The organism is Dysgonomonas gadei ATCC BAA-286, assembly GCF_000213555.1.
Classification (GTDB): domain Bacteria; phylum Bacteroidota; class Bacteroidia; order Bacteroidales; family Dysgonomonadaceae; genus Dysgonomonas; species Dysgonomonas gadei.
In genome coordinates this window covers 944,911-957,688 of sequence record NZ_GL891979.1, presented here as the reverse complement: position 1 = coordinate 957,688, position 12,778 = coordinate 944,911, and the positions used below count along the sequence as shown (strand labels likewise).

The following is a 12,778-nucleotide window of genomic DNA, read 5'->3' as shown; positions in this document are numbered from 1 at the left end:
ATTTTTTTGTAGCTATTTTATAACTAAAAATCAATATCATGTTTCGAAAATTATTTACGTTATTGCTTCTTTTACCATTCCAGTTTTTATTCTCTCAGCAAAGCCAGTTGACTAACTTTCCCAAAGGATTCACTCCCGAAGAAGTAGGGAAGCGCCTGGCATATCATATTGTAGACGACAGGCATGACCTTTATGCGGGGAGGTATATTCATTATGCCGAAGTATGCACCTGGACAGGGGCTCTCGATTATGCCCTTCAAACAAAAGATCAGAAACTTATTAAACTTCTGCAGGAGAGATTCGAACCTTTCTTCACAAGGGAGAAAGTCCTGTTGCCTCCTATGAATCATGTCGATTACAATATGTTTGGCGGATTAGCCCTTAAACTTTATCAGATTACAAAAGATAAACGCTATCTGGATATGGGTATGGCCTATGCCGATACCCAATGGGAAGTTCCGGCCAATGCAAAACCGGCGGAAAAAGCCTGGGCGGAAAAAGGCTATTCGTGGCAGACACGCTTGTGGATCGACGATATGTATATGATAACTTCTGTACAGGCCGAAGCGTATAAAGTGACCGGAGACTCCAAGTACATTGACCGCGCGGCAAAGGAAATGGTGCTCTATCTGGAAGAAATACAGCGACCTAACGGACTTTTCTACCATGCACCGGATGTCCCTTACTATTGGGGGCGTGGAGATGGCTGGATGGCTGTAGGTATGGCCGATCTGCTTGGTTATCTTCCTGCGGATCATAAAGACCGTCCACGTATAATGAAAGGCTATCTTACAATGATGGAGAGTTTGAAAAAATATCAGGCTCCTAGCGGCATGTGGAACCAATTGATCGACGAGCCTGACTGCTGGGTTGAGACCTCGGGATCTGCCATGTTTACCTATGCCTTTATAGTAGGAGTTAAACAAGGCTGGCTGGATGCTAAAGAATATGCTCCTGCCGCCCGGAAAGCATGGCTGGCAATGATTCCGTATATCGACGAGCGTAATAATGTAACTGAAGTATGTGTCGGTACAGGTAAGAAGAATGATAAGCAGTACTATTACGATCGTCCGCGCCTGGCGGGAGATTTTCACGGTCAGGCTCCTTATCTGTGGTGTACGGTTGCTCTTATGAAGAAATGAGTAGTGGAAATTGTAATATCTTGAATTTAGAAGCTGTTTGAGTTATATTACCTGCCTGTTTTGAGCTGATTTAAGATAGATTTTTAGCGTTTTTATCGCAGGTTTAGCGGGCTAAACCAAGAGAAAAAGGTTAAAAAGATGCTTAAAGCAGCCAAACAGAGGCTGGTAAAGGTCGTTAAAAATTTGTTTTTATTTATTCCGGTATAATTCAAACAGCTTCTTATATTTACAATATTGCGGATGGAAAATATTGATGCATTTTCTTCAGAATAAAAGCCATAAAAAGAAGGATTGGGAATTATTATTTTTTTTAACTTTGGTCAATTGATTTATTTAACAAAATAAGTATTCCATGAAACAATTTAAAATCCTTCTGATAATGGCTTTATCAGCTATATCCGCAATTGCATCTGCACAAAATGATAAACCGCTCCGCCTTGCTGTGGCAGGTCTTTCGCACGGACACTTATGGGAAGTCCTTTCCCGCCTCGACAGGGGTGATTTCGAAGTGGTAGGTATTGCAGAAAAAGATACTTCACTTTGGAACAATAAGACCTTACGGGCAAAAGTAGACAAGAGTAAATTCTTTGAGAATCTGGATGAAATGCTGGATAAAACCAAGCCCGAAGCTGTTATTGTTTATGAAAGCATATATGACCATCTGCGTGTAATCGAAGCCTGCGCACCGCGTGGTATACACGTAATGGTAGAGAAACCGCTCGCTACCACAACAGAGCAGGCAAAACGCATAGCAGAACTGGCTCGCAAGCATAATATAATGGTGCTTACCAACTATGAAACAACATGGTATGCCGCCAATCATAAAGCTTACGATCTGATTAAGAATGAAAATGCGATTGGCCGGATATCGCGTATAAATGTGTATGACGGACATCAGGGACCTGTAGAAATAGGTTGCGGCCCGGAGTTTCTCCGATGGCTTACCGATCCCGTGCTTAATGGAGGCGGTGCTGTTGTAGACTTCGGTTGTTATGGAGCAAATCTGAGTACATGGTTGATGGGCGGCAGGAAGCCTGTCAGCGTATCCGCCACATTACAGCATCTGAAACCGCAGGTTTATCCCAAGGTGGACGATGATGCGACTATAATGCTTGAGTATCCCGATGCCACAGTCGTTATCATGGCTTCGTGGAACTGGCCGATGAGCCGCAAGGATATGCATATCTATGGTGATAAAGGCTATATATATCAGGATAATGCAAATGATATGCGTGTATATTCGGATAAGAAAGAAAATAAGATGGTAGCCGAAAAGTTGACCGCACCGTACAACGATTCTTTCTATTACCTCAAAGCCGCTGTACGTGGCGAAATAGAGGTGAAGCCTACCGATCTGTCCTCTTTGGAAAATAACCTTATAGTTGTAGAGATACTCAATGCGGCCATAGAAAGCAGCAAGACGGGTAGGAGAGTGAAATTGTAAATCATCCAACCAAAATAATAAGATGGAGTTGTCTCAAAAGTCGGAGAGATAACTCCATTTATATTATTACAGTTTGTAATTTAAAATTTCCTGTATTGTTGATTATCCTGTTCGAAATTTGCGAGACTCGGTTATGACCGTGTAATAATGATAAGGTAAATGATTTTTATTCACCGATTACTGAAAAAAACGTATATTTGAGTCTGAAACAGCAGATAAGGTCACAGACCTTTTTATTATTTTTTCATCTGCGAGAGGGATAGTTAGCTGTGTTTAAATAATGTTGTATTAAATACTTTGCTTTACTTATACGCTTATTCATAATATATAAATTTATTACTAGGATGATACTAAGTGCTTTAAAATATACCCGCTATGTAGGAGAACCCCGCGAATGGTGCATTGTGGGAAATGGTGGTGATTATGCTTATTTCAATAATATAAATCTATTGGTCGGAAAGAATGCTTCGGGTAAGAGCCGCACATTGAATGTTATCCGTGAAATTGCCGATTTACTATCGGGCAGAATAGATTTGAAATATGCGATCAGTCCGTCCGAATTGTTCGAACTGATATTTACCAATGGCAATAATGATAAATACAAGTATTCTTTGACCTTTAAGGACAGAATAGTAACAGATGAGGTATTGACTCTCAATAATAAAGTATTACTGAACAGGTCAAAAAAGATACTATTGAACCCTCAGGGAGAAAATATTCCGTTCGAAGTAGCCGATTTCGAAATCGCCATAGCGCAGTGCGATGCTGAAGGCAAACCCTATTTCGCGAATCTTGTATCATGGGGCGAATCATTAAAGAATTATCTGTTTGCCAATCAGTTGGAAAAGAATCGCCTGGTAAAAGATTATACCCAAATAGATGGGGACGATCATGACATAGACGACCCGGATGTACTCATATACACATTCTACAAGGGGCGGGAACTTTTTGGCGAAACATTTATATCGGAAGTTAAAGCCGGTATGCAGGAATTGGGTTATTCAATCACAAATATCGATATAAAGGAAACACGTGGTGGCTTTGGCATCTTTATTGAAGAAGACGGGGAATATACAATCTCGCAGCGTGAGATGTCGCAGGGGATGTTCCGTGCCTTATCTTTGTTCATTATGTTAAGTTATGCCCGGCTGAGCGATATTTCCCTTTGCCTGCTTATCGACGATATGGGCGAAGGCCTCGACTTTGAAAGTTCGAAGAAGATGATGGATCTGGTTATTAAGAAAGTCAACAAATCGAATATGCAATTCTTTATGACGTCCAACGACAGGCAGGTTATGAACCAGATACCGCTTCGCTACTGGTCTGTGATAGGGCGGGAGAGTAGTAAATCTATATTTTACGATTACACCAATTCGAAAGATACTTTCGACGATTTTAAATACACAGGACTGAATAACTTTGATTTTCTTGCCACGGACTTTTTCAAGAAAGGCTTTGGTGTTATAGATGAAGATAACGATTGATGAAACGGATTGCTTTTTTTGTTGAAGGACAGACCGAGCAGATTTTCGTTAATCGCTTGATAAAGGAAATTCTGGGAACTCAACAGATAAATATTATACAGAAACAGTTTCGCGGAGGAGTGAATATCCCGAAAGTAGAGATTGTGCGGAACTCTTCATTTTCGCGTAACCCGAAATACGAAGTGCTCATTTTCGATTGTGGTTCGGATAACCGTGTGAAATCTGAAATACTGGACAATATGGAGACTTTACGAAAAAACGGTTATGAAATGATTATTGGCTTACGCGACCTGTATCCGTTGCCGATAGACGATTTGGAAAAGCTGGAAAAAGGGTTGCGCTTTCTTCCAAACAAGCTGAAGAACGATGCTCATTATTTCGATGTCATTATAGCTGTACACGAAATAGAGGCCTGGTTTCTGGCCGAGACTAATCACTTCAGGAAAATAGACAAACGGCTGACAGGGCGCTTCATAAAAGATAAGCTGGGATTCGATCCCTATGCTTCCGATCCGCAAGCAAGGGAGCATCCGGCCAAAGACCTCGATAATATTTATCGTCTTGTAGGCAAGTCGTATACCAAGAAATACAATGCGACTACCCGTGTTGTCAACAAGCTGGACTTTAATAATATACGTTTTGACCTTCGTTATGATATACGTCCACTGGACCGTCTGCTGAAAGCCATCGAGAATTTTAAAGGGAAGAAGTGATAATCTTAATCCCCCTTTAATGATTTGGCCGGATTGATACGGGCTGCCCTAAGGCTTTGCCAGCTGATAGCAAGGAAAGAAACCAGAAAAACTGATACTCCCGCAAGGACAAATATCCACCAGTATATGGTCGTCTTATATGCAAAGTTCTCGAGCCACTTGTCCATAATATACCATGCCGCAGGCATTGCTATGACAAAGGATAGGAATATCCATCGCAACAATCCGAAATTGAGCATAAACACGATCTCGCTATTGGTTGCGCCATTTACTTTGCGGATGCTGATCTCCTTCATACGGTTCTTTATCATAAAGGCCATGAATATAATCAGTCCGAGAATAGTAATAATGAAAGACAGTATGGAGAAGAACAGAACGACCTTCTCAGCATTCAGCTCGTTCATATATAGGGATTTGTAAGAGTCGGACAAGAATTTGTAGTTGATCGGATAATCAGGATTTAGTGTAGCCCATACAGAGTTCAGAGTGGCTAAAGCCTGTTCGTTCCTACCGGGGGCAATGCGGATAATGAAGCAATTCATAAACATATTCCGTTGGAGTATAACCATAGGGATGGCGTCTTCATAAACATTGGTGTATGTGAAATCTTCGACTACTCCGCAGATTATTCCTGTAGGAAAATAGTCGAGAGAGTTGTGGACTATGCCGACCTCTTTTCCGATAGCTTCTTCAGGCGAGGAGAAGCCTAATTGACCGAGTGCTTTTCTGTTGACTATGATATTGTCTGTGTGGAATGGTTTAAAGCCTTCTTCATACATCTTCCTTTGCTGAAGATTTTCTTCTTCCGCATATGATAGCCGGAGAGGTGGAAACAGTGTTCCCGCTACAGGTTTTATATTGAAAGTCTGCATAAAGTCTTCACCGACCACCAGTACGGGTATATATACCGGTTCTTTCCCTTGCGCGGTTATAGCAATCATATCGCGGACAGCGATTCCCGGTAGTTGCATAGCGGCTGTAACGGATTCTATTTCGCTATGTTTGAGGAGCTCGTCCCGAAAGGCTGTATAGTTTTTTATGACCTCGTGCGGTTGTTCTTCAAATACAAGTATACTGTCATTGTTGCCTGCAACCTGAGTGTTGCGGATAAGGGCCATCTGGCTATTGATGCCGATACCTACAATGATAATGAACAGGACTATACTATACTGTACTATGAGCATGTATTTTACATTGGATATAGAAAAGCGGGATTGCCGCAAGTCTGCCTGCTCATTCAGAAAGACGGTTGCCGACATATTTATAAGTATAGGCAATAGAGATACAAAGATGGTGAAAAGGATAAAAAGAAGGGCGATGCCGATTGTTTCGCTCAAAGATAATGCGGAGAATGAGATGGAAAAATAGCTGCCGATGAATACCGACAGTAATTTCCCTGCTAATATGGAGATAACGGCTAAGAGCAGCGAAACCCATGTCTCGTCTTTTATTACTACCGAAGAGGAAGCTCCGTTCATTCTCAGCAACTGGTAATACCGCTTATTGTAAGAGAAGATTACGCTGGAATTGAGCCACAGGTTGAACAGGACGATTATAAGAAGAAGGAGATTGATGCCAGCTATCAGGTAGATGTAATATATATTACCGTTGGTTTCCATTTCGCGTAGTAAATGGCTATGCAAATGGATGTCGGTCATCGGCATCAGACTGATTACGGCATTCCCGTTATCCGGGTTTTGTGATTTGAAATTGGTGGTCAGCCTGCTTTGAATGTCGGCAAGATTGTAACCGTCTTTCAACAACAGGTATGTATAGTAAAATGAATTGTCGAAATCGTCTTTATGGATAATGACATCGCTATGGAAGTGGGTATTTTCGGGCATGTTCTTAAATACTCCACTTATAAAGCGGACAGTAGATTCGATTCGTCTGCTGCTCAATTCTATTTTTTCGCCGATTATATCTGTCCTGCCAAAGAGTTGGAGTGCGAGGCGTTCGCTGATAATGACACTTTCGGGAGACCTGAATGCTTCTTTGCTATTGCCCTCTATTAACGGGATGTCGAGGATGTTCAATAAGTTCTCACCGGCAAAGAATAGATTGCTTAATACTTGTTTGTTGCCATTGTGGTTTAGTATTGCTGTATTTACCAGTTCCAACTTCAGTACGTCTTCTATTTCGGGTATGTCTTGCCATATTTGTTTTGCAGAAATACCATAAATACGTCCGTCAGCTGTATTGTTTTCATATGAAAGAGTCATGCGGGCTATCCGGTGAGCATTGCTGTAAAACTTATCGTAGCTAAGTTCGCGCTTGATGTATGTATAGGAAACCAATATACAAGCAAATATGAGGGTTAATCCCAGCAGATTTATAATACGGAGACTTTTACTTTTCAGCAAGCGGCGGAGTATAAACGGTATATGGTACATAAAGAGTTCTTTGACTTATTGATTTAATACGAATTGTAGAAGGAGCGAAAGGCTAAAAAACATGGAAAGAAAGAGAAAGAGTGTGTCTGCTTCTAAACCTTTTCTACTCCTTTACAATAACAATTATCTACGGAAACTAATACTATTCATTTTGTATTGCATTTACAGGATTCATATTGGCTGCCTTCCATGTCTGATAGCAGACCGTAAGCATTGCGATGATGAAAGACAATGCCCCGGCTCCCAGAAATACCCATATGCTCAGTGATGTTTTTACTACAAAACCATCCAGCCAACGTGAGACAAAGTAATAGGATACAGGGCAGGCTATGAGAAATGAAATAACTATCCATATTATAGTGTCTTTATTTAATAATGCGATAAGGTCGAGAATCGTAGCCCCGTTTATTTTGCGGATACCTATTTCTTTTATCCTTCGCTGGGTGGAATAAAATACCATCGCATATAAGCCCATGACGGTAATAATCAAAGTGATAATCAATGCATAACTTAATACATTACGGGCATTCATTTCGGACGAGTATTGAGCCTCATATGTTGTATCCAGGTAATGATATTCGAAAGGTACATTGGGCAATATTTGCTTCCATTTCTTTTCTATGGTCTTTATTGCCTTTTGAGGGTTTCCGGCGATTTTGAAGAATATCGGATTATGATCATCCCTCGATAGGTTGAGATACATTTGAGCATCAGGTTCCTGATATAACGATTTTACATAAGAATCGCCTATCACACCTTTCACGATATACTCTTTCCCATCGTTTTCGCTGAGCTTTCCTCCTACAGATATTATATGAAAAGCTTTGCCAACAGGATCTTCGAGCCCCAGTAACCGGGCTGCCCGTTCATTTATAACACAAAAGCGTGAACTGGCAACACTTTCTTCATACAAAGGATTTTCACCGGCAATGAATACCATACCGAAGAAGTCGAAATAGTTGGGTGATACTTCCGATAAATCAAGTAATATCTCCTCTCCGGTTTCTACGTTTTTTCCACCTATTCCATTTCCTCCTCTAAGAGGCAGATCGTATTGTTTCATCGCCACATCTGTAATAGAGGGTTCTTGTATCATTTCTTCGCGCAGAGCTTTATAATCGCGACCAAAGTCTCTCCAGCCATTTATGTAAACTATATTTTTGTTGTCGAAGCCCAAATTCTGATTCAGTATCTGATCTATTTGTTTAGCAAAGAAAAGTACTATAATGAGGAGGCTGATAGACGTGGAGAATTGGACGATTATAAGCACCTTCTGGAATATAGACATCTTTTTCCCACGAAATTTTCCTTTAAGGGTTTCTATAACTCCGAATTTAGTCATTTGAAAAGCAGGGAACGAGCCGGCTATAAGGATTGTCACTACTGCCAAAGTGAAAATAAAGATATATAATTCAGGAGAAAGGTAATTTATAGTCACATTAGACTGTGTGTAACTATTGAAAACAGGAAGAGCCAGCATTGTAAGTAATATGCCTAAAAATATAGCAATCAGAACATATACTGCAGTTTCTTTATAGAAGTCCAATATAAGCACTTTTTTACAGGCACCGAGCGATTTTTTGATTCCGATAGTTTTTGCCCTGATGAAAGAAGTAGAAATGAAAAGGTTTGTAAAATTGATGCAAGCGATGATAAGAATGGCTATGGCAATACTAATAAACGTTTTTAAAAGGTTTTCATTCCCTTTTATTGCACTATCGAAACCCGCACTTGTTTTGCTGAAATGAATATTTTTCAGGTGCTCCAGTTCAACAGGAATATCGCCAATAAAAGCTGATACACCTCTTTTGTTTATCAGACTGATCTTCTTTTCTATAGAATGAATGCCAGCATTTGGCGAAAGGATAAAATAGGTATCATACTTAAAACTGCTATCCCATCCCCAGTCTTTGAAAAAAGAAAACAGAGGGAAAACAATATCAGCTTGTATATGAGAGTTTCGAGGCATATCGTACATAATAGCAGATACGGTAAATTTCCATCCGTGAAAGATAACAATCTTACCTATGGGGTTTTCATTTGGGAAGTATCTTTTTGCAGCCGATTCTGTTAGGATAACGTTATCAGGGGCCGAGAAAGCCGTTTTAATATCTCCTTCTTTCAGGGGAAAAGAGAAGAATGAAAAGAAATTATGGTCGGTAATAATATTCCTTACATTAAAATATGTGATCCGGTCAATCTCAATACCATTGTTTTCTATAACTACCCTGCACATCTGTTCTATTTCAGGAATCTCCGCAGCAGCCAGTTCACCTAAAGGTTTAAAAGCGGTAGCTGCTTTGATAGGAATACTACCATACTCGAAACTCTGCACTACCCGATACATTCTCTCTCCGTTTTTATGAAAATTGTCGAAAGATAATTCATTGATAGCCCACAATCCGACTGTAATGGAGACCATGATACCGAGGCTTAATCCGCAAATATTAAGTATACCTACGGTTTTCTGTTTCCTGAAATTTCTGAAAAATTGTTTCATATAGTCTTTTATATCAATATAATTTTAGAACAGGTATCATTATTCATTTTTCAAAGACTCTACCGGATTCATATTAGCTGACCTCCATGTCTGATAACTAACCGTAAATAGAGCAACCAATAGAGAGAATATTCCTGCGAGAAGAAATATCCACAGATCGACAGAAGTCTTTATTGTAAAATTATTCAGCCAGTTTTTTACGAAGAAATAAGAAATAGGGCAGGCTATGATAAATGAAATAAGCACCCAGGTAAGGGAGTCTTTATTCAGAAGAATTAATAAGTCGGATAGGGTAGCTCCATTGACTTTTCGGATTCCAATCTCTTTTACACGTCGTTGCAGACTATAATAAGATATGGCAAACAATCCTACCATTGTGATAAAAAATGATATAAACATAGCATAAGTCAATAATTTCTGAGCATTAGTTTCGGTTATATAAAGCTGCTTGTATGTATCGTCCAAAAAGTGATATTCGAAAGGAGCATCTGTGATCTGTTCTTTCCACTTATTTTCAACGAAAGCTATTGCTTTAGCAGGATTCCCTGCTACTTTGAAATATATCTGGTTGTATTTGTCTTGAGTGAGTTTGAAATAGACCTGAGGATCAACGGTTGTGTGGAAAGACCGTGTTTGGGCGTCATGGATAACACCTTTTATCACAGTATTTCTTTTATTATGAGTAATGAGTTCCTTATCTATCGGATCTTTAAACTCCATAAGACGTGCAGCTGTTTGATTTATGACTCCAACCCATAAGCTATCAGCTTCGAACGTATTCAACGGATTGTATCCCTCGACAAACTTTATATTAAAGAAATCGAAGAAGTTAGGCTTTACTCTACATATTTCTGTCAAAACAGTTTCTTCTTTTCCTATGGTTTTTATGCTCCAGCCCTGCCGCCATTCCGTTATTGGATTACGGCTCATTGTTACATCTTTTATGGTTGGTTCTTGGAGCATCTCTGCTCTGAATGATTCAAAGTTATTGCCAAAATTATCCCGTCCTCCAATATAGAATACGTTTTCTTTCTCGAATCCCATATCTGCTGAAACCATATAATCAACTTGCTTGTTGAAGAAAAAGATTATAATCAATAAAGTCACAGATGCCGAGAATTGGAGAATAACAAGTGACTTTTGAAATACGGACATTTTTTTTCCTTTAAACTTTTCCCTCAATGTTTCTATAATTCCAAATTTGGTCATATACAGGGCTGGAAAAGACCCGGCAATCAGTACGGTTAGTATAAAAAGGATGAATAGGAATACATAAAGCTTTACAGAACAGAAATCTATAAAAATATGCGTATTCATCACCTGATTAAATACAGGAACAGAGGGAAAAGCCAGAAGTAAACCTATTATTATCGACAATATAACGTAGCAAGCTGTTTCTTGATAAAAGTCGTATATCAGAATTCGCTTATCGGCCCCCTGCGCTTTTTTAATTCCAATGGTTTTTGCTCTGATAAATGAAGTGGATACAAATAGGTTTATAAAGTTTATACATGAGATGATCAGAATAATGATGGCTGTCAGGATAAATATAAATACCAATGGTTTATTCCCTTTAATAACTTGATCGTTCATAAATCCGGAACCGAAATGAATATCTTTAAGTGGTTGCAACTCAATTCGACTGTCGGGTAAATGTGATGTCATATTGGTATCGTATATTTCAGTGAGTGCTTTTTCAACCTTATTTAAATCTGTATTAGTATTGATTGTCAGATAGGTGTTGAAAACATCAGACCATCCCCATGTACAATCTTTATAGTAGCCAAAGAACGGTAAAACAGCATCAGCTTGCAAATGCGAATTAATCGGCATATTTTTCATTATGCCTGATACTGTAAAGTAAACATCATCAAAGCTTATTGACTGCCCTATTGGATCTTTTTGAGGGAAATAACGTTCTGCAAAACTTTTACTAATAACAACTCCGTCAGGAGTAGAAAGTACAGTTTGAGGATTACCTTCGAGTAATGGAAAATTGAAATAAGTAAAGAAATTACTATCAGCCATGCATATCCTGTTCGGCTCATAGAGTTTGTTCTCTATTTTTATTTCAATGTTACCATCAATTGCGACCCTGCACATATCTTTTATTTCAGGAATTGTATTCATGGCTTCCTCTCCTAAAGGCTTGAATGAACTGCCTATTTTGGTTGGGGTATTATTTAGGACAAGTGACAGGTTTGTCCGGTAGATATTTTCTCCGTTATTGTGAAAATTGTCGAAGCTCAACTCATTCATACCCCATAAACCTATGATTACCGAACACATAATACCCAGGCTAAGCCCCAATATATTGAGTATGCCAACTGTTTTCTGTTTTCTGAAATTCCTGAAAAATTGTTTCATTGTTATATTGCTGATTGATTGTAAGGGTATGAATGAAAAAAACTATTACATCATGCTTTCTACCTCGGTAACGATCTGTCCGTCGAACAGATTCACTATACGGTGAGCAAATGAGGCATCGTGCTGGGAGTGAGTTACCATGACAATGGTAGCACCTTCCCTGTTGAGTTCGGTGAGCAGGTCCATCACATCCTTTCCGTTTTTAGAATCCAGATTACCGGTTGGTTCATCGGCCAGTATCAGTTTGGGATTGGCTATTACAGCACGTGCTATGGCAACACGTTGTTGCTGACCTCCTGATAGTTGATTGGGGAAATGGCTTGCTCTGTGGCTGATGCTCATTCTGCGGAGAGTGTCTTCTACACGTTTTTTGCGTTCCGATGCTTTTACTTTCAGATAGGTGAGGGGGAGTTCCACGTTTTCGAAGACAGTCATTTCTTCAATTAAATTGAAGCTTTGGAATACAAATCCGATATTTCCTTTACGGGTTTGTGTGCGTTCTTTCTCCTTTAAGTTGCCTACTTCATTTTGGTCTAATAGATAATGCCCGGATGTAGGGTTGTCCAATAGTCCCAGAATATTTAGCAGGGTGGATTTACCACAACCCGAAGGCCCCATAATCGCGATAAATTCGCCTTTATTTACATGCATAGATATACCGTTCAATGCGATTGTCTCTACTTCTTCTGTACGGAATACTTTCTTTAAATCATTAATCTGTATCATAACTTTTAA

Annotated in this window: 8 protein-coding genes; 4 read left to right on the top strand and 4 right to left on the bottom strand. The window is 39.4% G+C overall.

Annotated elements, in window-relative coordinates; all coding sequences use genetic code 11:
* Positions 1-38: 38 nt before the first annotated feature.
* The 4 genes from HMPREF9455_RS03650 (at position 39) to HMPREF9455_RS03635 (ending at position 4,783) form a co-directional block, all read left to right on the top strand.
* Positions 39-1,142 (top strand): glycoside hydrolase family 88/105 protein, encoded by a 1,104-nt coding sequence (locus HMPREF9455_RS03650; protein ID WP_006798250.1) that lies wholly within the window; start codon positions 39-41, stop codon positions 1,140-1,142.
* A gap of 352 nt (positions 1,143-1,494) precedes the next feature.
* Positions 1,495-2,586 carry a Gfo/Idh/MocA family protein gene (locus HMPREF9455_RS03645; RefSeq protein ID WP_044215369.1) on the top strand — a complete coding sequence of 364 codons (1,092 nt, stop codon included), beginning with the start codon at positions 1,495-1,497 and terminating at the stop codon, positions 2,584-2,586.
* Between the two features lie 344 nt (positions 2,587-2,930).
* Positions 2,931-4,070 carry an ATP-binding protein gene (locus HMPREF9455_RS03640; protein WP_006798248.1) on the top strand — a complete coding sequence of 380 codons (1,140 nt, stop codon included), beginning with the start codon at positions 2,931-2,933 and terminating at the stop codon, positions 4,068-4,070.
* Positions 4,070-4,783: a DUF4276 family protein gene (locus tag HMPREF9455_RS03635; RefSeq protein WP_006798247.1), complete on the top strand. Its 714-nt coding sequence runs from the start codon at positions 4,070-4,072 to the stop codon at positions 4,781-4,783. Before HMPREF9455_RS03640 ends, HMPREF9455_RS03635 begins: the two co-directional genes overlap by 1 nt.
* A 5-nt stretch (positions 4,784-4,788) precedes the next feature.
* Here HMPREF9455_RS03635 and HMPREF9455_RS03630 read toward each other — a convergent pair whose 3' ends face one another.
* From HMPREF9455_RS03630 to HMPREF9455_RS03615, 4 genes are all read right to left on the bottom strand, one after another.
* A complete protein-coding gene (locus tag HMPREF9455_RS03630; protein WP_006798246.1) occupies positions 4,789-7,176 on the bottom strand; it encodes an FtsX-like permease family protein in 2,388 nt (795 codons plus the stop codon).
* Positions 7,177-7,318: 142 nt separating this feature from the next.
* A complete protein-coding gene (locus tag HMPREF9455_RS03625) occupies positions 7,319-9,676 on the bottom strand; it encodes an ABC transporter permease (RefSeq protein WP_006798245.1) in 2,358 nt (785 codons plus the stop codon).
* A 39-nt stretch (positions 9,677-9,715) separates the two neighbouring features.
* Positions 9,716-12,043, bottom strand: coding sequence for an ABC transporter permease (locus tag HMPREF9455_RS03620; protein WP_006798244.1), 2,328 nt, complete (start codon positions 12,041-12,043; stop codon positions 9,716-9,718).
* Positions 12,044-12,088: 45 nt separating this feature from the next.
* Positions 12,089-12,769, bottom strand: a complete 681-nt coding sequence (locus HMPREF9455_RS03615; protein WP_006798243.1) for an ABC transporter ATP-binding protein — start codon at positions 12,767-12,769, stop codon at positions 12,089-12,091.
* Between the last annotated feature and the right edge of the window lie 9 nt (positions 12,770-12,778).

Bases quoted from the DNA above. Each gene is read 5' to 3' on its own strand.
- HMPREF9455_RS03650 (WP_006798250.1), top strand. From the start codon at position 39: ATGTTTCGAAAATTATTTACGTTATTGCTTCTTTTACCATTCCAGTTT.
- HMPREF9455_RS03645 (WP_044215369.1), top strand. From the start codon at position 1,495: ATGAAACAATTTAAAATCCTTCTGATAATGGCTTTATCAGCTATATCC.
- HMPREF9455_RS03640 (WP_006798248.1), top strand. From the start codon at position 2,931: ATGATACTAAGTGCTTTAAAATATACCCGCTATGTAGGAGAACCCCGC.
- HMPREF9455_RS03635 (WP_006798247.1), top strand. From the start codon at position 4,070: ATGAAACGGATTGCTTTTTTTGTTGAAGGACAGACCGAGCAGATTTTC.
- HMPREF9455_RS03630 (WP_006798246.1), bottom strand. From the start codon at position 7,176: ATGTACCATATACCGTTTATACTCCGCCGCTTGCTGAAAAGTAAAAGT.
- HMPREF9455_RS03625 (WP_006798245.1), bottom strand. From the start codon at position 9,676: ATGAAACAATTTTTCAGAAATTTCAGGAAACAGAAAACCGTAGGTATA.
- HMPREF9455_RS03620 (WP_006798244.1), bottom strand. From the start codon at position 12,043: ATGAAACAATTTTTCAGGAATTTCAGAAAACAGAAAACAGTTGGCATA.
- HMPREF9455_RS03615 (WP_006798243.1), bottom strand. From the start codon at position 12,769: ATGATACAGATTAATGATTTAAAGAAAGTATTCCGTACAGAAGAAGTA.